19 protein-coding genes are annotated in these 20368 nt (G+C 69.2%); 8 read left to right on the top strand and 11 right to left on the bottom strand.

Annotated elements, in window-relative coordinates; translation table 11 throughout:
* Positions 1 to 114: 114 nt before the first annotated feature.
* Entirely contained in the window at positions 115 to 1131 is a 1017-nt protein-coding gene (locus ACWESM_RS22990) for an AurF N-oxygenase family protein (protein WP_452493593.1), read from the top strand.
* A gap of 5 nt (positions 1132 to 1136) precedes the next feature.
* The gene (locus ACWESM_RS22985) at positions 1137 to 2723 is read left to right on the top strand and encodes an FAD-dependent oxidoreductase (protein ID WP_364432076.1); all 1587 of its coding nucleotides are present in this window, start codon (positions 1137 to 1139) and stop codon (positions 2721 to 2723) included.
* Between the two features lie 62 nt (positions 2724 to 2785).
* On the opposite strand, the gene ACWESM_RS22980 is transcribed toward ACWESM_RS22985, so the two are convergent.
* The gene (locus ACWESM_RS22980; protein ID WP_364432079.1) at positions 2786 to 3547 is read right to left on the bottom strand and encodes an SDR family NAD(P)-dependent oxidoreductase; all 762 of its coding nucleotides are present in this window, start codon (positions 3545 to 3547) and stop codon (positions 2786 to 2788) included.
* Between the two features lie 537 nt (positions 3548 to 4084).
* On the opposite strand from ACWESM_RS22980, the gene ACWESM_RS22975 reads away from it, so the two are divergent.
* Positions 4085 to 6223 carry an Hsp70 family protein gene (locus ACWESM_RS22975; protein WP_452493590.1) on the top strand — a complete coding sequence of 713 codons (2139 nt, stop codon included), beginning with the start codon at positions 4085 to 4087 and terminating at the stop codon, positions 6221 to 6223.
* Between the two features lie 97 nt (positions 6224 to 6320).
* Positions 6321 to 7115, top strand: coding sequence for an HAD family hydrolase (locus ACWESM_RS22970; RefSeq protein WP_355072400.1), 795 nt, complete (start codon positions 6321 to 6323; stop codon positions 7113 to 7115).
* Positions 7116 to 7213: 98 nt separating this feature from the next.
* Here ACWESM_RS22970 and ACWESM_RS22965 read toward each other — a convergent pair whose 3' ends face one another.
* Entirely contained in the window at positions 7214 to 7624 is a 411-nt protein-coding gene (locus ACWESM_RS22965; protein ID WP_355072402.1) for a VOC family protein, read from the bottom strand.
* A gap of 98 nt (positions 7625 to 7722) precedes the next feature.
* On the opposite strand from ACWESM_RS22965, the gene ACWESM_RS22960 reads away from it, so the two are divergent.
* Complete coding sequence (locus ACWESM_RS22960) at positions 7723 to 8691, top strand: helix-turn-helix transcriptional regulator (protein ID WP_397277329.1); 969 nt, start codon at positions 7723 to 7725, stop codon at positions 8689 to 8691.
* Between the two features lie 250 nt (positions 8692 to 8941).
* On the opposite strand, the gene ACWESM_RS22955 is transcribed toward ACWESM_RS22960, so the two are convergent.
* Positions 8942 to 9625: an SGNH/GDSL hydrolase family protein gene (locus ACWESM_RS22955; protein ID WP_452493587.1), complete on the bottom strand. Its 684-nt coding sequence runs from the start codon at positions 9623 to 9625 to the stop codon at positions 8942 to 8944.
* A gap of 8 nt (positions 9626 to 9633) precedes the next feature.
* Positions 9634 to 11046, bottom strand: a complete 1413-nt coding sequence (locus tag ACWESM_RS22950) for an MFS transporter (protein ID WP_379254715.1) — start codon at positions 11044 to 11046, stop codon at positions 9634 to 9636.
* Positions 11047 to 11146: 100 nt separating this feature from the next.
* On the opposite strand from ACWESM_RS22950, the gene ACWESM_RS22945 reads away from it, so the two are divergent.
* The gene (locus tag ACWESM_RS22945; protein ID WP_364432096.1) at positions 11147 to 11779 is read left to right on the top strand and encodes a TetR/AcrR family transcriptional regulator; all 633 of its coding nucleotides are present in this window, start codon (positions 11147 to 11149) and stop codon (positions 11777 to 11779) included.
* Here the strand turns inward: ACWESM_RS22945 and ACWESM_RS22940 are convergent.
* The 7 genes from ACWESM_RS22940 to ACWESM_RS22910 all read right to left on the bottom strand — a co-directional run bounded on the left by ACWESM_RS22940 (position 11776) and on the right by ACWESM_RS22910 (position 18381).
* Entirely contained in the window at positions 11776 to 12462 is a 687-nt protein-coding gene (locus tag ACWESM_RS22940; protein WP_355072412.1) for a hypothetical protein, read from the bottom strand. The genes ACWESM_RS22945 and ACWESM_RS22940 overlap by 4 nt on opposite strands.
* A gap of 67 nt (positions 12463 to 12529) precedes the next feature.
* On the bottom strand, positions 12530 to 13384 hold the full coding sequence (locus ACWESM_RS22935; RefSeq protein ID WP_364438856.1) for a sirohydrochlorin chelatase: 855 nt from the start codon (positions 13382 to 13384) through the stop codon (positions 12530 to 12532).
* A 1-nt stretch (position 13385) separates the two neighbouring features.
* Entirely contained in the window at positions 13386 to 14681 is a 1296-nt protein-coding gene (locus ACWESM_RS22930; RefSeq protein ID WP_355072416.1) for a sulfate adenylyltransferase subunit 1, read from the bottom strand.
* A 1-nt stretch (position 14682) separates the two neighbouring features.
* Positions 14683 to 15615, bottom strand: a complete 933-nt coding sequence (gene cysD, locus ACWESM_RS22925) for a sulfate adenylyltransferase subunit CysD (protein ID WP_364438852.1) — start codon at positions 15613 to 15615, stop codon at positions 14683 to 14685.
* Complete coding sequence (locus ACWESM_RS22920; RefSeq protein ID WP_452493584.1) at positions 15612 to 16328, bottom strand: phosphoadenylyl-sulfate reductase; 717 nt, start codon at positions 16326 to 16328, stop codon at positions 15612 to 15614. The genes cysD and ACWESM_RS22920 overlap by 4 nt, the downstream gene beginning before the upstream one ends.
* Positions 16329 to 16348: 20 nt before the next feature.
* A complete protein-coding gene (locus tag ACWESM_RS22915) occupies positions 16349 to 18163 on the bottom strand; it encodes a nitrite/sulfite reductase (protein ID WP_364438848.1) in 1815 nt (604 codons plus the stop codon).
* 125 nt (positions 18164 to 18288) lie between these two features.
* Positions 18289 to 18381: an Ms4527A family Cys-rich leader peptide gene (locus tag ACWESM_RS22910; protein ID WP_350356343.1), complete on the bottom strand. Its 93-nt coding sequence runs from the start codon at positions 18379 to 18381 to the stop codon at positions 18289 to 18291.
* Between the two features lie 213 nt (positions 18382 to 18594).
* Here ACWESM_RS22910 and ACWESM_RS22905 point away from each other — a divergent pair, with 213 nt between their 5' ends.
* Both ACWESM_RS22905 and hemW read left to right on the top strand, forming a co-directional pair.
* Positions 18595 to 19002, top strand: coding sequence for an SgcJ/EcaC family oxidoreductase (locus ACWESM_RS22905; protein WP_355072423.1), 408 nt, complete (start codon positions 18595 to 18597; stop codon positions 19000 to 19002).
* A 60-nt stretch (positions 19003 to 19062) separates the two neighbouring features.
* Positions 19063 to 20271 (top strand): radical SAM family heme chaperone HemW, encoded by a 1209-nt coding sequence (hemW, locus tag ACWESM_RS22900; protein ID WP_452493583.1) that lies wholly within the window; start codon positions 19063 to 19065, stop codon positions 20269 to 20271.
* The last annotated feature ends 97 nt before the right edge of the window (positions 20272 to 20368 follow it).

Below are 20368 nucleotides of genomic sequence, written 5' to 3'. Positions count from 1 at the left end.
GTGCGCGTGATGAGGGCGCGCATCGCCGGACGGCCCTAGCAACTGCTGGGTTGACGTAACTCTCCGTTGGTGTAACTATGGGATACAGTTAAACGGTTCCATCGAGGAGAGGCAGTGACGACGATGTCCGCAGCCGTGACACCAGCCGTCGATCCCGATCTTGAAAAGGCGCAGGAGTACGCCGCGAAGCTGCTGCTGCTCTCCGAGGGATCGGTCAACAAGCACTTCGATCCCTTCGAGGACATCGACTGGGACAACCCCGACTTCGCCGCCGACGCCGGCGAGGAGCGCTGGATTCTGCCCGTGTCCGCCGACACGGTGGCGCGCCACCCCTGGTATCAGGCGTTGTCGACCGAACAGAAGATCGCGGTCGGCAAGTACCGGCAGGCGAACATCGCCAAGGTCGGCCTGCAGTTCGAGTCGATCCTGATCAGCGGCATGGTCATCCACAACTTCGGCCTGCCCAACGGCTCGCCGGAGTTCCGGTACTGCTCCCACGAGATGATCGAGGAGCACAACCACACCCTGATGTTCCAGGAGATGGTCAACCGGATCGGCTTGGACGTGCCCGGCATGGGCCCGCTGGTCAGCAAGTTCAAGTACCTGGGCGCGCCCGTGGCGGCCTGGTTCCCGAATCTGTTCTTCATGGCCGTGCTGGCCGGTGAGGAGCCGATCGACCACATCCAGAAGCAGATCTTGCGCTCGGACGAAGAGGTGCACCCGATCATGCGCGGCGTGATGGCCATTCACGTCGCCGAAGAGGCGCGGCACATCTCCTTCGCGCACGAGTTCCTGAAGAACCATGTGCCGGAAGCGAAGCCGGCGCAGAAGTTCATCCTCTCGCTGGCCATGCCGATCGTCATGCGGATTCTCGGCCGCTCGATCGTCACGCCGCCGCGGTCGTTCTTCGCCGAGTTCGACATCCCGGAGAAGGTCCGCAAGGAGCTGTTCTACGGCTCGCCGGAGGCCAAGCGGGTCTTCAGCGATTACTTCTGTGACGTGCGCGCCCTGGCCAAGGACATCGGATTGATGAACCCGGTCGCCAAGGCGGTCTGGAAGGCGCTCGGCATCGACGGTCCCAGCACTCGGTACCGATCCGAACCGCTGCGCGCCGCGAACAAGGTCGCCTGAGTCGCATGCCGTACGTCGTCACCCAATCCTGTTGCAGCGACGCGTCCTGCGTGTACGCCTGCCCGGTCAACTGCATCCATCCCACGCCCGACGAACCGGACTTCCGGACGGCGGAGATGCTGTACGTCGACCCGCAGGCGTGCGTGGACTGCGGCGCCTGCGCCACCGCGTGCCCGGTCGACGCCATCGTGTCATCGAAGAAGCTGACCGCTGAGCAGAAGCCGTTCATCGAGATCAACGCCGATTTCTACCGGCAGGCGCGACCGCGCCCCCTGCTGGCGCGACCGGTGCCCGCGGCACGGATCCACACCGAGCGCACGCCGCTGCGGGTGGCGATCGTGGGGTCGGGTCCTTCGGCGATGTACGCCGCCGACGAACTGCTGACCCAGCCCGAGGTGTCGGTGACGGTGTTCGACCGGTTGCCGGTGCCCTACGGGCTGGCCAGGCACGGCGTCGCACCGGACCACGAGAAGACCCGCAAGGTCGGCGAGCTGTTCGACGTCATCGCGGCCCAGCCGGGGTTCCGTTCGTACTTGAACGTGGACGTGGGCGCGCACGTTTCGCATGCCGAGCTGCTCGAGCACTTCCACGCCGTGATCTACGCCGTCGGCGCGTCGTCGGATCGCAAGCTCGGCATCCCGGGTGAGGGCTTGGCGGGCAATGTCTCGGCCACCGACTTCGTCGCCTGGTACAACGGTCATCCCGACTACGCCGACCGTGCCTTCGACCTGTCCGGGCGGCGTGCCGTGATCGTCGGCAACGGCAATGTCGCGCTCGACGTCGCGCGCGTCCTCACCAGCGACCCGGCGACGCTGACCGGCACCGACATCGCGCCCTACGCATTGCGGGCGTTGCGCGAGAGCAAGGTCGAGGAGGTGGTCGTGCTCGGGCGGCGCGGTCCGCTCGAATCCGCTTTCACAGTGCCGGAGTTCGTCGGCTTGCTCGGATGTGACGTGGACATCGTGATCGAGGGTGAGCTGCCCGAGCTCGGCGCGGAACTGCCGTTCCATGTCGAACAGAAGCTGCGGCTGCTGCACAGCGTGCGCACCCGGCCGGTGGGGCAGCGCAAGCGCATCGTGTTCCGCTATCTGGCCGGGCCCACCGAGATCCTCGGCACCGATCGGGTGACCGGTCTCGCAATCGGCCGCACCGAGCTGGTCACCGATCCGGACGGCCGCATCAGCGCCGTCGGGACCGGGCAGACCGATCGGCTCGACGCGGGCCTGGTGCTCACCTCGGTCGGCTACCGCGGCGTGGCGGTGCCGGGCCTGCCGTTCGACGAGCGGGCCGCGGTGATCCCGAACCAGGACGGCCGGGTGCTGGAGCGCCCGGGCGGCGCCGTGGTCACCGGCACCTACGTGACCGGCTGGATCAAGCGCGGGCCCACCGGCTTCATCGGGACCAACAAGTCCTGCGCGCAGGAGACGGTGCGGCAGTTGGCCGCCGACTTCAACGCGGGCCGCCTGACCGAACCCGCCGGCAGCGCAGCGGAACTCGATCGGCTGGTGCGGCTGCGGCAGCCCGCGGTGCGGGCCGGGGGAGCGGTGGAAGCTCGCCCAGGCCGGGTCCGCCGCTTGCTGGCGCGCGCCTGACGAACCCCGCCTCGGGATACCCCGGCCGCGCCGGTATCCCGAGGCGGTCCCACGTCCAGAGGTCACCGTGCGGTGAAGCCGCCGTCGATGGCGAGTGCCGCACCCGTGACGAAACTGGCTTCACCGCTGAGCAAATAGGCGCAGAACGAGGCGATCTCCTCCGGCGTCGCGATGCGGCCGAGCGGGTGCAGCGCCGCGATGGCAGCCACTCCTTCGGGCGTCGCGCCCATCGAATTACGGAACGCCGGGGTGTCGACCGCCCCGGAGACCAGTGCGTTCACCCGCACTCCCTGATCGGCGGCTTCGAGTGCCGCCGCACGCGTCAAGCCGACCACTCCGTGTTTGGCGGCGACGTACGGCGCCACCGAGCCCATGCCCACCACACCCAGATTCGACGCGTTGTTCAGGATCGCGCCGCCGCCGGAGGCCGCCAGCGCGGGAACCTGATGCCGCAGGCCGTAGAACACGCTGGTGAGATTGAGCTCGAGATCGGCGCGCCAATCCGCCTCGTCGATCTCCGCGACCGGGCCGAACGCGTGCACCGCGCCCGCGTTGTTGAACGCGGCGTCCAGACGACCGAATTCGGATACCGCGGCGTCGGTCAACCGGGCCACGTCCTGTTCCACCGTGACGTCGGTCGGCACGAACAGCGCGCGCCCGCCGGCCGCGCGGATGTCGGCGGCCACCTGCTCACCCGCGTCCTTGCCGCGTGCGCCGAGCACGACCGCGGCGCCTTCGCCCGCGACCCGCAGCGCGACGGCCTTGCCCACGCCCGAGGTCGCGCCGGTGACCAAGACGACCTGCTCCGCGAACCGTGTTGCCATCGTTCGATTTCCTCTCCACTCTCGCGATCGCACCTCCGTGGTGTGACCCGATGTCGAGTCAAGCCGGACGCGAACGAGGGTGCTGGCGGTAATTGGACATCTAGTTGATGTGTCAATTGAATGCCGTCCCGTGGCGGCGTGCCGAGATGCACGGATTTGGCAAGGATTTGGTTACCTACCGGTGAGTGTCCGTCGAGCGGTGTGCTTTCGGTGGGGCAAACCGGCGATCGGTCGGATTTTCTCCTCATATCGAGATCGCTGTATGGTAGCGGAAATGCTGTGGGCTCAGTCTGATTCGTGACGTCGAGTCGGCTGGACGCGGGCGTCCACTCGTATCTACCTGGCAATTCGGACGATTATTGCTATCGGTCGAACATTCCGTATCAATTGCGCATCCACGTCGACGTGAAACAGCTAACCTGTGGTGGCTGTTTGGAAGACGACCGCGGCCACAGGGGAACGCCATGTGATGGACGTGGTCACGGTGCGTTGACGGGATAGCGAATGACTACAGGTCTGGGTTTCAGCATCGGTGCAGTGAATTCCGTGACGGCTTCGGTCAGCGCGGATCGGCCACGACCGGCGGTGCGGTCTCGCCGCACCGCGGTGACCTTCGACAGCGCGGGTGGACTGCGCCTCGGCGGGATTCCGCAATTCAGCATGGCGGTCACGGATTTCGCCGATCTGAGCCGTGATCCGGAGGCCGTGATCGTCGGCGGCCGCATCTGGTCGCCGGCCAATCTCGTGGCCGCGGTGGTCAACGAGCTCAGGGCGGTCGAGCCGGACGCGTCCGAGGCGGGCGTCGTGACCACCTACCCGGCGGTGTATTCCGACAAGCAGGTCGCGTTGTTGCGCCAGGCGCTGGACCTATCCGGGGCGAGCGACGTGCTGCTGGTGCCCGAGCCCGTCGCGGCGGCGGAATGGCTGGAACACGAGCACGGCCCGCTGGATACCGATTTCGTCTTGATCTACGACCTCGGCGGCACCAGCCTCGATGTGAGCATCGTGCGCGTCGGGCCCGACTGGGACAACCATCCGATGATCGGGAAGCCGACGCGCTCCCACGATTTCGGCGGCAGGCCGCTGGGGTCGATGATCGCGCGGTACGCCCCGGACGTCGCGCGCGCCGGACTGTCGATGACATCGATCGTCGATATCGACGGACTGCGTACCGCGCATGTGCAGGACTCGCTCCAATTGGTCCGCGACTGTGTGCGGGAAGCGGGCATCACGCTTTCCGATATCGGGCGTGTGCTGCTGGTGGGAGGGTCGTCGCGGCCTGCGGAGGTAGCGCGCACGCTCGCCGAACTCGGTCGGCCCGTGCTGATCTCGGCCGATCCGGGGCAGACGATCGCCGCGGGCGCCGCGCTGATGGCGGCGCGCACCATGGCGCTCGGTGCGTCGGACCGCCGCGCCGCCGCGCCTCGCGTGGCGGTGTTCTCCAGTGCTGCGGTGGTCTCCGCGGTGGCCATGTCGGCCGTGACCGTCTTCGGCGGATCCATGGTTCCCGAGCTGGCGCCGATGCTCGAGCATCTTCCGCAAATCAGTTTCCCGGCCGATAGTCTGCTGGTCGACGTCGGAAGCGAGCACCTCGCCGACGCCTGGTCCCGGATGGCCGTGCCCGCCGCATGGAACTCGGGCCGGGCGCTGCCCTCGCTGCTATCGCAGCCGACTTCCGCGTATACCCGATTCATCACACCGGTTCCGCGCAGCACCGGTTACGGTCCGTCGGTGGCCGAGTCCAGGATCGGCTCGCACCGGGATCCGCGAAACTGCTGCGCCCCTGGGAGCCTGCGGTACCGGGGATATGGCGATCCCGCCTATTTCGTGAATCCATTGCCGTTCGCTCCGGTGGTTCGTCCCGTGCCCGGAGACATCGTGCAGCCGCCCGTTCCCGGACCGGCTCCTGGTCTGCCGCTGCCGGGGCAGGCACCCGGGTCTGATCTGCCCGGACAGCCGCCCGCGCCGGGGCAGGTATCCGCTCCCTGGTCGGGCACGCCGGGCTCCACCGGTCCGGTATCGCAGAACGGCTCGAAGCCTGCGGAGCCCAGTGGGACGGCACCAGGGAGTTCTGCGGGCGGTCCGTCGACCGGAAGGTCGGACTCACCGGGCGGCGGTACGGCAACGGGCGAGCACGGCGAACCCTCCGCATCGAATTCGTCCTCTTCCGGGACAGCGAGCCCCGGGAGTTCCTCGTCCGTGGGGACCGACGGAACATCCACCTCGTCCGGCGGGAGCGCGTCGAGCGGTGGCTCGACGAACGATTCCACCGCGCACGAATCCTCCGACGACTCGCCGGGCGGGTCGACCGGTGGATCGTCGTGGGGAGGGTCGCCCGGGCACTCCACGACGCACGGATCGTCTTCGGCTGGGCCTGCCGGTAACTCGTCGTCGGACGGGTCGGCCGGTAATCCGTCGAACCATGGCTCGTTCTCCGGCGGCTCGGCTGAAACTTCGTCGGCCCACGGCTCGGGGGCGTCGGCCGGTAATTCATCGAGCGGGCGGCCGGGCGGCGCGCCGTCGGCGGGCGGCCACTCGGGTGGGAACCCCTCGGGCGCTTCGTCGTTCGGCGGCTCGCCGGGCCGATCCGGCTCGATCGGTGGGTCGGCAGGCGGGTCGTCCAGAGGAGGCGCCGGAGGTGCGGGCGGTGTCGGCGGCGGAGGGCGCGGTCGATAGCGGCCCAGCCCGGGACGGCGAATTGCCCGGTGGCGGTGCGGGTCTGGTCGCGCCGGATTCGACGGCGGGTGCGGCGGCCGCGAGGCACAATGGGTTGATGGCATCCGGGGGTCCCCAGCTGATCGCGCTGGACGTAGACGGGACGCTGCTGGATACGGGAACACCGATCAGTGCGCGGGTGGTCGCGGCGGTGCGCGCGGCCGTGGCGGCGGGTGCGCATGTCGTGATCACCACGGGACGCACGCTGCTGACCACACGTCCGGTGCTCACCGAACTCGGTCTGCGCGACGGACATGCCCTCTGCTCGAACGGCGCCGTGCAGATCGACGTCGCCAGGGGCGAACCGGTGGCGATCCAGGCGTTCGACCCGGCGCCCGCGATCACCGCGCTGCGCGCGCTGTTTCCCGCGATGATCTTCGCCGTGGAGAAGGTCGGCATCGGCACCTGGGCCACCGGAGCGAGTCCCGGCGAATTCTCGCTCGGCGAGTATCTGCTCGTCGACCATCACGCGTTGAGCAGCGAACCGACCCCGCGACTGAACGGCTGGCTGCCGGACGGTTCGCTGGAGGAGATGTTGCTGGCGCTGCGGTCCTTGCGCGTGCCCGGCGCGAGCTGGGTGCACGGCGAGTTCGGGCCGTGGCTCACCGTCTGCCGTCAGGGCGTGTCGAAGGGTTGGGCGCTGGAACAGCTCCGCATCGCACTCGGTGTCCCGGACGAAGCGACGCTGGCCATCGGCGACGGCTACAACGATCGGGAAATGCTGCGCTGGGCGGCGCACTCGGTCGCGATGGCGAACGCGCCCACGGACGTTCGCGATCTCGCGGACGAAGTGACCGGCCATGTCCTCGAGGACGGCGTCGCCACCGTCCTGGAGCGCTGGTTCCGTCCCTGATCTTCCGATCGGGTCCGTTTCGAGCGAGAATCGCCCGGAGTGCGTGCGGCGTGGTGTCCGTCGAGAGGATACGGGCAGCACGCCGCCGTACTGCTGCATTACGCGGGACCGGTCTCGGCGAGTATCTCGAGGTAGTGCGGGTTGGACATGAGGCCGAGGACGTTGCCGAACGGGTCCACAACGGCGGCGGTGACGAAGCCCTCGCCGTTGCCGCGCGGGGTGATGGGATCGTAGACGGTCGCGCCGAGTTCCAGCAGCCGGTCGAACGTTGCCCGCACGTCGTCGACGTGCCAGTTCACGATCGCGCCGCCGGGGGCGTTGCGCGCTCCGGCGGGCGCGTAGGCGCGGTTCACGATGCCGAATTCGTGCTGGTAGTCGCCGATGCGGAACTCGTAGTAGCCGTTGGGCACCTGGTAGTAGGGCTCGGCGCCGAAGAACCGCGCGTACCAGTCCTTGGCGGCCTCGAGGTCGTCGGCGTAGAAAGTGCTCGTCGCCATTCCGCGCAGCATGGTGGTCTCCTTCGAATCGTTCTCATCCGTACTCGTAGATCCATCATCCGAGTAAAAGTGCGCACCGAATGAGCACTTTTGACGGCAGAATTGTGCGTATGCGAGCGGACCGATTGGTGGCGATCCTGCTGATGATGCAGACCCGAGGACGGGTGACGGCCGCGCAGGTCGCGGCGGAGCTCGAGACCTCGGTCGCCACCGCGCGCCGGGATCTCGAGGCGCTGTCGGCCGCAGGGGTGCCGGTGTATCCGCAGCCGGGGCGTGGCGGCGGCTGGTCGCTGGTGGGCGGTGCGCGCACGGATCTGACGGGGCTGACGGCGGGCGAGGCGCGGGCGCTGTTCCTCTTGGCGGGTCCCTCCGCGGGCGCGGTGCCGGAAGCCAAGTCGGCGCTGCGCAAGCTGGTGCGCGCGCTGCCGCAGACCTTTCGCGGCGAAGCGGAGGCGGCGGCCGATGCGGTGGTGATCGATCCCGCGCGCTGGGGTGCGACGGATCGCGAGCTGCCCCCGCTGGTGTCGCTGCTGCAACGCGCTGTCGTGCAGCGGGAAAAGGTCCGGCTGCGCTATGCGAACCGGACCGGGAAGCGGTCCGAGCGTCTCGTCGATCCCTGGGGTCTGGCTGACAAGGACGGTGTCTGGTACCTGATAGCCGGAACCGAGCGGGGCCGGCGGACTTTTCGCGTCGATCGGATCTCCGAGGCGTCTTGCACCGGTGAACCGGCGCATCGCCCAGCGGATTTCGATCTCGCCGGCGCTTGGGAACAGGTGGTCGAGGAGATGGAGCAGCGGCGCGCGACCCTCGCCGCCACCGTGTTGATCTCCGAGCGTCTGTTGCCGATCCTGCACGACCAGCAGGGGCGGAACTGCGTTGTGGACGGTCCGGTTGCCGACGGCCGCATCCAGGTTCGCGTCACCGCTCCCACCGCCTGGATGCTGGCCCAGCAGCTGGCGGGCTGGGGCGCCTCGATCGAGGTCCTCGACCCGCCCGAGGTCCGCGCCGAATTGGCCAGCCTCGGCGCCGAACTGGTCGAACGGTACGGATCGGACGGCCGGTCCGGCGCGGCACCATGACACTGTCCTGGGTAGATCGCAGGCATCGAACGCGGGTTGCTCCGCCGTCGCGGCGGACCCGGGTTCGGTCGCTGCCCGCAAGGGCCTGGCCGGAGACGGGGCGTGTCGTCCTCGAATACCGCCGTGATCCTGGAACGGAGCGGTCGCGTCGTTCGCCTCGATCGGCGCCCGCAGCGCATTGCGCTCGGTTGTCCGCCTTTCGAGATGTGGTGGAGGCACCCGACCGTCGGCGCCTCCGCCACGTGTCGGATCAGCGCGACACGAGAACATGTCCGGCCAGCGTGCGCACCATGTCCGAGGCGAGCACGGCGTGACCGCTCATGCTGAAGTGGATGAGGTCGGCGCTCATAAGGTCGGGCCGCAGGCGCAGCGGGTGGTCCCATAGTTCAAGCAGGAGCGCGTCGTAGCGGGCGGCCAGTTCGCGGACCAGGTCGTTGAGCGCGGCCATCCGGTCGCGCATCGGACGCATCGGCGCCATGCGCTCGATTTCCCAGACGTCGGCGAGGGTGAAGGTCACCATCCGCGCTCCGGTGCGGGCCAGCGTTCCGAACAGCGTGTCCAGGTTGGAACGCAATTCGGCGAGGTCGCCGCCCGGCAGGAACAGGTCGTTGCCGCCGCAGCTGAGATGCACGAGATCGGGCCGGAATTCGAGTACGGAGGGCAACTGCTCGGCGATGACCTGGGCGGAGGTGGCGGCGATCCGGCCGGTGTTCAGGTAAGCCAGATCCGGGCGAACCGAAGTGAGCACGGCCGCGACGCGGTCGGCCCAGCCCGCGAATTCGTAACCCGGGCTCGGATCGCCGACGCCCTGCGCGATGGAGTCGCCGAGCACCGCGTAGCGCTGCCACGGGGCTTCGGCGAGCAGACGCCGCTGTTCCGCGGGCGGCAGCAGCAGCGGATCGTTCTCTTCGGTACGAATATTGTTGTCGCTCATGCTGATTCCTAGTTGTCGACGGAGAAGGACGGAGTGCGGGCCGGTAGCGCGGCCAGGCAAGCGGCCACGGCGGCGATGCCCGCGCACACGGCGAAGACGATGTGGAACGCGCCGAGTGGATCGTCGGGACGCGCCGCGAACACGGCGGCGAGCACGGCCACGCCGAGCGCCCCGCCCACTTGCCGCGCGGTCAGATTCATGCCGGTGCCTGCGGCGAACTGCTGCGGCGGAAGGGCACCGGCCGCCGCGGTGCCCAGCACCGTGACGACGAAACCGATGCCGCCGCCGCCGAGCACACCGGCCGGAATCCACGCCGACCACAGGGCTGGAGTGGCGCCGAAGGCATCCGTGCTCATCCACGCGGTGCACGCCACGAACATCAACGCACCGAGCACGCCGAGCCACCGCCTGGCCGTCGCCGAGCCGATCCGGCCCGCGACGGTCGCCGTCACCATCGACGCGACCGCTCCGATGGTCATGGCTCCTGCGGAGCCGAGCACCGAGTAGTCCCAGATCGCGTCCAGGAACAGCGGTCCCGACAGCAGCCAGGCGAACATGGCCGCGCCGAAGACGAACGAGGTGGCGTTGGCCAGAGCGTAGGACTTGCTGCGCCACAGGTCGACGGCGATCGCGGGTTCATGATGGCGCGCCGAACGGATGAGGGCGGCCACGACCAGCAGTCCGCCGCCGATCAGCGCGGTCAGTGTCCCCGCCGAGGTCCACCCCCAGCGCTGCCCTTCGGTGACGCCCGCGACCAGCCCGCCCAGCCCGAGCGCCACCGCGAGGGTGCCGAGCGGATCCGGCAGCGCACCGCCGGATCGACGGTCGTCGGGGGCCGGAACGCGCGCCGCCGCCATGATGAGCAGCAGTGCCACCGGCACGTTGATGACGAAAACCGCCCGCCAGTCGAATCCTTCGACCAGCGCGCCACCGAGTGCGGGACCGACGACAGCGGCGAACCCGCCCGCGGCCGACCAGGCTCCGATGGCCGCGCCGATCTTCTCCCGCGGCGTGGCGGCGAGCACCAAGCCGAGAGCGGACGGCACCATCAGCGCCGCGGCGCCGCCTTGCAGCACCCGGCCCGCGATGAGCCAGCCCGCTGTCGGGGCGAGCCCGCACAGCAGGGAGGTGAGGGCGAAACCAGCCAGCGCGCCGAGGAACAGCCTGCGGCGGCCGAGCGCGTCGGCGAGACGTCCGGCCGGGGTGAGCAACGCGGCGAAAGCGACCGCGTAGCCGCTGACGACCCAGGTCAGCGTGGCGGTCGCCGTGCCGGGGTAGTCCCGGGCGATCGACGGGAAGGCGATATTGACGACGGAGAGATCGAGAAAGGCGATGAAGGCGGCGCCGCAGGCGATCAGCAAGGTGCGCGTGGCCGCGGTCGCGGTCGGTGGGCTGTCGAGCCGCACGGACGCGTCGGTCATGGGAAGTCCTTAGTCGGGGATGCAAAACGCACGATCGTTCGTTCAAGTAAAATACGACCATACGTTCGTATGTGCAATAGTGAAGTGGAAGAATGGCCTCATGACCGAGTCCGTCACCACACGCCACCAGCCGCGCGGCACCGATCAGCGCCTGGCCAAGGGCGCGCGGGCGCGTGCGTCGATCGCCCGCCACGCCGCCGACGTGGCGTCTGTCGAGGGCCTCACCGGCCTCAGCATCGGCCGCTTGGCCACCGACCTTGGGCTCAGCAAGAGCGGCATCGCCACCCTTTTCGGCAGCAAGGAGAGCCTGCAGATCGCGGCGGTGAAATCCGCGCGGCAGGTCTTCATCGACGAAGTCATCACGCCGAGCCTGAGCGAGCCGGCCGGACTACCGCGCCTGCGCGCCCTGGTCGAGCGCTGGCTGGGTCAGGTGGCCGACCCGGCATTCCCCGGCGGGTGCTTCCGCGTCGCGACACTCGCCGAGTTCGACAGCAGGCCGGGACCCGTGCGTGACGCCATCGCCGAAGACCGCAGGGACTGGCTCGCGTTCCTGACCAAGGAGATTCGCCGGGCGCAGGACCAGGGCCATTTCGGTGCGCGCAGCGCCGACGCCGTCGCGTTCGAACTGGACGCGGTGATCGCCGCGGCGCACACGGCGCGGCAGATGGGTGACGAGTGGGGCGTCACTACCGCGCGCCACCTCGTGGCGGATCTGCTCGGCCCGGGCGACTAGTCGGCCGGTGAACCGTTGACCAGGTAGTCCAGGTAGGAACCCGGGATCGGGGACAGTTCCACGCCTTCGGCGTCCACGATGTGCGGCCGGATGGTGCCGGTGGGCGTGATCTCGGGGCTTTCGATCAGCACCGTGGTCGCTACCGGAAGGGCGAAGAACTGCACCGCGAACGGCATGGCGGTGGCCAGTTCCAGCAGGGTGGTGTAGTACGACGACCGGTGCGCGTGGTCTTCGAAGCATTCCACCGACCAACCGGAGGACTCGGGGTCGTCCGGCTCCGTGCGCGCCAGCACCAGGACCGGTGATTCGAGTCCGCACGACGAGATGGTGGCCCGCTGGTCCTCGCCGGGAAAGTCGAGGCGATCGGTGAGGCCGACCCCGGCCGCCACTTCGCGCTGGTACCACACATCCCGCAGGGTGCGGTCGATCTGCTCGGCCCAGGTCTGCGCATCGGTACGTTCGGCGAGGCCCAGTGTGCCGTCGTCGCGGCCGCGCACCCGGACCAGATTCCAGCCGATCTGAATCGTTTCGCCGGGGTGGTAGCGCGTGCCCGCCGCGACGGTGGACTCCAGATACGACAGCAGCCAGTTCTCCATGCCGGGCAGCCGCGGCTCGGTGAAGAGAATGGTGAACTCGGGATGTCCGTGGCTGGCGCAGGAGGTGGTGCGGAACGACTCGGCCATGCCACGTTCCTAGCACGCGACAGCGTCACGCGGGCACGCCCGCCCGGGAACCGCCGCGAACGCCCGGTCAGGCCGAGAGCGCGCGAGTGTCCGCGATCACCGCGTGATAGCGATCCAGGATGACCTCGGTGAGGGCCGGATGCGCGCCGAGCACATCGGCGTGGATCGCCTCCGGCGCCGCGTCGACGAGGCGATCGGTCAGTAATCCGGGTGCGAGGAACCAGGGAGCGACCAGCACGTGCTCGGCGCCGCGAGCGTGCAGTCGCGAAATCGCCTCGGTGACCGGCGGTTCGGTGGTCGCGAAGCAGATCTCGGTGCGCCAGCCGGTGCGGGCGGCCAGGCGGGTGGCCACCTCGGCGGTCCGGGCGTTGGCCGCCGCCGACGACGATCCGACCGCCGCGACCGCGACGCCGAGGCACCGATCCGCGAAGCGGTGCCCGGCGCCGGCGGCGAGGACACGGTCGCGCAGCGCACCGACCAGTCCGGCGTCCACGCCGAGCACGTCGGCTTGGGTCAGGCGCAGCCCGAGATGGCGGGCGCGGGCCGCGGCGAGCAGGCCGGGCAGATCGACCCTGGCGTGGAAGGCGCTGCCGAGCAGCAGCGGCGTCACCACCGCGTGCGTGTGCCCGTCGGCGGCGACGGCATCCACCACCTGTTCGACCGACGGGGCGGTGAGATCGAGGAACGCCGTCCTGACGTCGAGGTCCGGACGAGCGGCGGCGACGGCGCCGACCACCTCCGCGACGGTTGCCGCCGACCGCGGATCGCGGCTGCCGTGGGCCACCGCGATCAGCGCGGGCGGTCGCGCCGGGCTGCCGTCGAGCCCGGGGGCGATCCGGGAAGTCGCGCAGCCCGGACCGCCCGCCGGGGCGACAGCGCCCAGGACCGGCGGGGCGCCGAACAGGGCTCGCGACACCGCCATGTCAGGCCCCGGTGCCGACCTCGACGGCGGTCAGCACGTCACCGACCAGACCGGCCGCCAGCGTGTTGCCGCCCGCCGGATCGATCAGCAGGAAGCTGCCGGTGTGCCGGTTGGCTCGGTAGTCGTCGGCCGCGATCGGCTCGGCGACTCGCACCGAGATGCGCCCGATGTCGTTGAGCTCCAGCGACTCCGGGTTCGGGTCGGCCGCGAGGCGCTGCTCGTCGAAGCGCTCCAGCAGCGCGCCGACGATCGCCTGGGTGGTCCGGGTGCCGTGCTTGAGCAGCAGCCGCGCACCGGGGCGCAGCGGCTTGTCACCCAGCCAGCACACCGTGGCGTCGAAGGTGTCGATCGGCTCGGGCGCGTCGGCGGCCGCGGCGATGATGTCGCCCCGCGAGATGTCGACCTCGTCGGCCAGGATCAGCGTGACGCTGCGTCCGGCCTGCGCCACCGCGAGCTCGCCGTCGGGGGTGTCGATCCGCTCCACAGTCGTGCGGATGCCCGACGGCAGCACCACGACCTCGTCGCCGGGAGCGACCGCGCCCGCCGCGATCTGTCCCGCGTAGCCGCGGTAGTCCGGGTGCTCGGCGGTGCGCGGCCGGATCACGTACTGCACCGGGAACCGCAGGCCCAGCTCGTGATCGCCGGTGCTGTCGGCGTCGACCGGCACCGATTCCAGGTGCTCGATCAGCGACGGCCCGTCGTAATACGGGGTGTTGTCCGACCGGGTGGCGATGTTGTCGCCGTGCAGTGCCGAGACCGGGATCTCCAGCACGTCCTCGCTCGACCAGCCCAGCGTGCTGGTGAGTTCGTTGAACTCCGCGGAGATGGCGGCGAACACCGCGGCGGCGTCGTCCACCAGATCGATCTTGTTCACCGCGAGCACCAGCTTCGGCACACCGAGCAGCGCGAGCACGGCGGCGTGCCTGCGGGTCTGCTCGATGACGCCCTTGCGCGCGTCGACGAGCAGGATCACCAGCTGCGCGGTGGACGCGCCGGACACGGTGTTGCGGGTGTACTGCACGTGCCCGGGGGTGTCCGCGAGCACGAATGAGCGGCGCGGAGTGGCGAAGTAGCGGTAGGCGACATCGATGGTGATGCCCTGTTCGCGTTCCGCGCGCAACCCGTCCACGAGCAGCGAGAGATCCGGGGTGGCGAGACCTTTGTCCACCGACGCGCGGGTGACGGCGTCGATCTGGTCGGCCAGAACGGATTTCGTGTCGTAGAGCAGGCGTCCGACCAGAGTGGACTTGCCGTCGTCGACAGAACCGGCGGTGGCCAGCCTCAATAGGTCGGACATGTCAGAAATAACCCTCTCGTTTGCGGTCTTCCATCGCGGCTTCGGAGACGCGGTCGTCGCCGCGGGTCGCACCACGTTCGGTCAGTCGGGACGCGGCGACCTCGGCGAGGATCGCCTCGTTGTCGGCCGCGTCGGAAAGCACGGCGCCGGTGGAGGATCCGTCGCCCACGGTGCGGTACCGCACCGACCTGGTCTCCAGCACCTCGTTTTCACGCGGGCCGCCCCACACGCCCGGCGTCATCCACATGCCGTCGCGCAGGTACACCGGACGCTCGTGCGCGTAGTAGATGCTCGCCAGATCGATGTCCTCGCGGGCGATATAGCGCCAGATGTCCAGCTCGGTCCAGTTGCTCAGGGGGAACACGCGCACGTGCTCGCCCGGCGCGTGGCGCCCGTTGTACAGGTTCCACAGCTCGGGACGCTGCCGCTTCGGGTCCCACTGGCCGAAGGCGTTGCGCAGCGAGAAGATCCGCTCCTTGGCGCGCGAGCGCTCCTCGTCGCGACGGCCGCCGCCGAACACGGCGTCGAACCGATGCTCGCTGATCGCGTCCAGCAGCGGGACGGTCTGCAGCGGGTTGCGGATGCCGTCGGGGCGCTCGGTGAGCCTGCCGTCGGCCAGGTAGTCCTCCACCTTCGCCACGTGCAGGCGCAAGCCGTAGCGCTCGACCACCTTGTCCCGGAACTCCAGCACCTCGGGCAGGTTGTGCCCGGTGTCCACGTGCAGCAGCGCGAACGGCAGCGGCGCGGGCCAGAACGCCTTGAGCGCAAGATGCAGCAGCACGGTGGAGTCCTTGCCGCCGGAGAACAGGATCACCGGCCGTTCGAACTCGCCCGCCACCTCGCGGAAGATGTGGATCGCCTCGGATTCCAGCGCGGCGAGAGTATCGAAATCGGTGATACCGAGCGAACGTTCGCTACGAATCGTTTCAGTCATGATTGGTGCAACCCGCATTCGGTCTTGGCGAGGCCGGCCCAACGGCCGCTTCTCGGATCGGCTCCCGGCTCCGGCTTCCGTGTGCACGGAGCGCAGCCGATGGACGGATACCCCTCCTCCACCAGGGGATTGACGAGGATGCCGTGCTTTTCGATGTAGTCCTGCATCTCGTCGTCGGACCACAGCGCGATCGGGTTGATCTTCACCAGGCCGAACGCCTCGTCGAAGGAGATCAGCGGTGCGTTCGCCCGGGTCGGCGCCTCCACCCGGCGGATGCCGGTGACCCAGGCGTTGTAGCCCGCGAGCGACTTCTGCAACGGGACGACCTTGCGCAACCGGCAGCACTCGTTGGGCTCGCGGGCGAACAGATCCTTGCCCAGCAGCCGATCCTGTTCGGCAACGGAGTGTTCCGGCCGGACGTTGACCACGTTCACCCCGTACACGGCCTCCACCGCGTCCCGGGTGCCGATGGTCTCGGCGAAGTGGTAGCCGGTGTCCAGGAAGAGCACGTCGACGCCGGCGCGCACGCCCGCGGCCAGGTGCACCAGCACGCCGTCCTGCATGTTGGAGGCCACGATGTAGTTCGTGCCGAAGGTGTCCTCGGTCCACCGCAGGAGTTCGGTCGCCGAGGCGCCGTCGAGTTCGGCGGCGCCGCGCGCGGCGATGGCGCGGAGCTGGTCCTCGGACAGCTTTTCCGCGAGTTCGGTTGTCACAATTGATCTCCCGTCGACACTTATCTCAGGTCGGCCTCGTCGGCGCGGACCGCCCACTGGGCGAACCGTTCGCCGTCCGAACGTTGCTTGACGAAGTTGCGCACCACCCGGTCGATGTAGTCGCCGAGTTCCCCGGTGGTCACTTTGTGCTGGCGCAGCTTGCGCCCGAACGCGCTGTCGAAGCCGAGGCTGCCGCCGAGGTGAACCTGGAATCCCTCCACCTGATTCCCGGTGCCGTCGTCGACCAGCTGGCCCTTGAACCCGATGTCGGCGATCTGCGAGCGGGCGCAGGAGTTCGGGCAACCGTTGATGTTGATCGTGATCGGGACGTCCAGCTGCGCGTTCAGATCCGCCAGCCGTTCCTCCAGCTCCGGCACCAGCGCCTGGGAGCGCTTGCGCGTCTCGGCGAAGGAGAGTTTGCAGAATTCGATACCGGTGCAGGCCATCAGATTCCGCCGCCAGAGCGAGGGCCGCGCCTGCAGGCCGAGGGGTTCCAGCTCGTCGATCAGCGCGTCGACCTTGTCGTCGGGAACGTCGAGCACGATCAGCTTCTGGTACGGGGTGAACCGGACACGATCGGAGCCGATCCGCTCGACCGCGTCGGCGACCTTGGTCAGGACGGTGCCCGACACCCGGCCCGCGATGGGGGAGAAGCCGACCGCGTTGAGTCCGTTGCGCAGCCGCTGCACGCCGACGTGGTCGATCGGCTTGGTCGGCTGCTCGGGCGCGGGGCCGTCGATCAGCTTGCGCTTCAGGTACTCGTCCTCCAGCACCTGGCGGAACTTCTCGACGCCCCAGTCCTTGATCAGGAACTTCAGGCGCGCCTTGGTGCGCAGGCGGCGGTAGCCGTAGTCGCGGAACACCGATACGACGGCTTCCCATACGTCCGGCACCTCGTCCAGCGGCACCCACACGCCCACCCGCTTGGCGAGCATCGGGTTGGTGGACAGCCCGCCGCCGACCCACAGGTCCAGACCGGGGCCGTGCTCGGGATGCACGACACCGACGAACGCGACGTCGTTGATCTCGTGCACCACGTCCTGCTGGCCGGAGATCGCGGTCTTGAACTTGCGCGGCAGGTTGGAGTACTCCTTCTTGCCGATGTAGCGGCGCACGATCTCCTCGATCGCGGGCGTCGGGTCGATGACCTCGTCCAGCGACTCGCCGGCCAGCGGAGACCCGAGCACCACGCGCGGGCAGTCGCCGCACGCCTCGGTGGTCTTCAGGCCGACCGCCTCGATCCGCTTCCAGATCTCCGGGACGTTCTCCACCTCGATCCAGTGGTACTGCACGTTCTCCCGGTCGGACAGATCCGCGGTGTCGCGGGCGAACTCGGTGGAGATCCCGCCCAGCGTGCGCAGTTGCGCGAGGTTCAGCGCGCCGCCGTCGCAGCGGATGCGCATCATGAAGTACTTGGCTTCGAGCAGATCGATGTTCTCGTCACCGGTCCAGGTGCCGTCGTAGCCCTGCTCGCGCTGGGTGTACAGACCCCACCAGCGGAACCGGCCGCGCAGGTCGCCTTTGTCGATGCCGTCGAAGCCGGTCTTGGCGTAGATGTTCTCGATGCGGGCGCGGACGTTGAGGGGGTTGTCGTCCTTCTTGGACTGCTCGTTCGGGTTCAGCGGCTCGCGGTAACCCAGCGCCCACTGACCCTCGGCCTTGCGGCGCACGGGCTTGCCGGTGCGCACGCGCGGTCCGGTCGTGGTCGCCTCGGGACGCGGCCGATCCGGGCGGACCCGGCGTTCGGAGGCCGGGCGTTCGGGGCGCGCGCGGCGCTCCGGCTGGGATTCGGGCGTGGGCTGATCGGTCGGACCGGCGTCGGTGCTCGACGTCATGGGGTCGCTCCTGCGGGGTGGGTGGTACATCCTGCTGAGGGGCGCGAGGGGCTGACTCACGCCTGCGGTGTCAGCGGGCCGATGAAGTCGGGATCGCCGGGGACCCGGGGATCGGGCGCGCTGAACTACCGGAGGGAACCGGGCAGACAGCAGGCGCTACAGACGCGCTTGTAATCGACGTGGCGACGGGCCACCAGTCGAATCTCCAAAGCGCGCATGCGGCCTATTGTGCCACGTCAGCGATGGCCTTCCGACCCTGCGTCTGGTATTTCCCGTGAATCTGCGGGAAATCCCCTGGACGTTCGACCCAGTTTGTGACGGCAGTCATAGTCGCGAGCCCCAACCAGGCGCGTGATACGGCGACCGCGCCGTCTGTGACACTGCGCACCTCGCTTGACCTCGAGCGAAGTGGAGGTTGGACGCTCGGCGTCATGAGTACCACAACTGTCGACGCCACCGGCGAGCTCGAAGCCATCCGCGCGGTGGTCGCGAGCGTCCAGCACGCCCAGCGCAACGAGCTCGTCGACGAATTCGTCGCGCTGTTCCGGGAGGACGCGATCTGGACCACCGGACACGGCAAACGTCTCTTCGGACGGGCGGCCATCGCGGAGTTCACCGCGCAGGTGCTGCCCGGGGCCACCGCACACGGCACGGCGACCTACGAGGTCGAGCACGTGCTGTTCATCCGCCCGGACGTGGCGGCGGTGAAGGTCCGCCAGCGCTATTTCACCGACGCGGGCGTTCTGGAGAGCGAAGGCAGCCCGATGTACGTGATGTCCAAGGAGGACGGCCGCTGGTTGCTCACCGCGAACCAGAACACTCCGGTCGTGGCGGACTGAAGGGCCCGGTAGCGGAGTCCCGGCCGTCGGCGCGGTCGCGGCGACGTTCACACTGGACAGGTGAGTTCTTCCGCCGCTACCGCGAGTACCGACACTTCCGCGCCGGTGCTACGCGACTTCGGCGACGGTCCGTTCGGGATCTACGTGCACGTGCCGTTCTGCGCCACGCGGTGCGGCTACTGCGACTTCAACACCTACACCGCGGGGGAGCTCGGCAGTTCGGCCTCGCCGCAGTCGTGGCTGGCGGCGTTGCGCGGCGAGCTGGCGACCGCCGCGCAACAGTTCGCGGCGTTGCCCACCGCGACGCCGGAAGTCTCCACCGTCTTCGTCGGCGGAGGGACGCCCTCCCTGCTGGGCGGCGACGGGCTCGCCGCGGTGCTGGACGCCGTGCGTGCCGAATTCACCTTCGCTGCCGGGGCCGAGGTCACCACGGAGTCCAATCCGGAATCCACCTCGCCGGAATTCTTCGAGCGCATCCGGGCGGCCGGGTTCACCAGGGTGTCGCTGGGCATGCAGTCCGCCGCGGCGCACGTGTTGAAAGTGCTCGATCGCACGCACACCCCCGGCCGCGCGGTGGCCGCCGCGCTGGAGGCGCGCGCCGCTGGATTCGAGCACGTCAACCTCGATCTGATCTACGGAACACCGGGTGAGCGCGATGTCGATCTGGACGCCAGCCTGGACGCGGTGCTCGGCGCGGGCGTCGACCACGTATCGGCGTATTCGCTGATCGTGGAGGACGGCACCGCGCTGGCCAGGCGGGTGCGCCGCGGCGAGTTGCCCGCGCCGGACGACGACGTGCTCGCCGCACGTTACGAGCGCATCGACGCCCGACTGCGCTCGGCCGGATTCGGGTGGTACGAGGTGTCGAACTGGGCCGTGGGCGACGCCGCGGTCTGCAGGCACAACCTCGGTTACTGGGACGGCGGCGACTGGCTCGGCGCAGGACCGGGCGCGCACAGTCATGTCGGCGGCGTGCGGTGGTGGAACGTGAAGCACCCCGCTCGATACGCCGATCGAGTCGGCGCGGGCGGGCTGCCCGCCGCGGGCTGGGAGGCGCTGAGCGCGGACGAGCGCTACACCGAGCGGGTCATGCTCGCCGTCCGGCTGCGCACCGGCCTGCCGCTGGCCGAGCTGGCGTCCTCCGCGCGCACCGCCGTCGATCGCGTGGTCGCCGACGGCCTCGCCGTGCGCACCGCGGACGACCGGCTCGTCCTCACCGACCGCGGCCGTCTGCTCGCGGACGGCGTCGTCCGTGAACTGCTCGACTGATCCCGTGCCGGATCACGGTCGGGTCAACGCGATGCACTTTATGTCTCGTTCCGGTAACTCGGTGCGCACCGGCCGCGTAGTCTGCGATCAACCCCAA

This window comes from Nocardia sp. NPDC003999, assembly GCF_053604885.1.
This window is presented reverse-complemented; position numbering and strand designations above follow the sequence as displayed.

Coding starts and splice junctions, on each gene's coding strand:
- ACWESM_RS22950 (WP_379254715.1), bottom strand. CDS start 11,046: ATGACCGACGCGTCCGTGCGGCTCGACAGCCCACCGACCGCGACCGCG.
- ACWESM_RS22930 (WP_355072416.1), bottom strand. CDS start 14,681: ATGTCCGACCTATTGAGGCTGGCCACCGCCGGTTCTGTCGACGACGGC.
- ACWESM_RS22980 (WP_364432079.1), bottom strand. CDS start 3,547: ATGGCAACACGGTTCGCGGAGCAGGTCGTCTTGGTCACCGGCGCGACC.
- ACWESM_RS22945 (WP_364432096.1), top strand. CDS start 11,147: ATGACCGAGTCCGTCACCACACGCCACCAGCCGCGCGGCACCGATCAG.
- ACWESM_RS22915 (WP_364438848.1), bottom strand. CDS start 18,163: ATGACGTCGAGCACCGACGCCGGTCCGACCGATCAGCCCACGCCCGAA.
- ACWESM_RS22905 (WP_355072423.1), top strand. CDS start 18,595: ATGAGTACCACAACTGTCGACGCCACCGGCGAGCTCGAAGCCATCCGC.
- ACWESM_RS22985 (WP_364432076.1), top strand. CDS start 1,137: ATGCCGTACGTCGTCACCCAATCCTGTTGCAGCGACGCGTCCTGCGTG.
- ACWESM_RS22940 (WP_355072412.1), bottom strand. CDS start 12,462: ATGGCCGAGTCGTTCCGCACCACCTCCTGCGCCAGCCACGGACATCCC.
- ACWESM_RS22910 (WP_350356343.1), bottom strand. CDS start 18,381: ATGCGCGCTTTGGAGATTCGACTGGTGGCCCGTCGCCACGTCGATTAC.
- ACWESM_RS22970 (WP_355072400.1), top strand. CDS start 6,321: ATGGCATCCGGGGGTCCCCAGCTGATCGCGCTGGACGTAGACGGGACG.
- ACWESM_RS22965 (WP_355072402.1), bottom strand. CDS start 7,624: ATGCTGCGCGGAATGGCGACGAGCACTTTCTACGCCGACGACCTCGAG.
- ACWESM_RS22955 (WP_452493587.1), bottom strand. CDS start 9,625: ATGAGCGACAACAATATTCGTACCGAAGAGAACGATCCGCTGCTGCTG.
- ACWESM_RS22935 (WP_364438856.1), bottom strand. CDS start 13,384: ATGGCGGTGTCGCGAGCCCTGTTCGGCGCCCCGCCGGTCCTGGGCGCT.
- cysD (WP_364438852.1), bottom strand. CDS start 15,615: ATGACTGAAACGATTCGTAGCGAACGTTCGCTCGGTATCACCGATTTC.
- ACWESM_RS22960 (WP_397277329.1), top strand. CDS start 7,723: ATGCGAGCGGACCGATTGGTGGCGATCCTGCTGATGATGCAGACCCGA.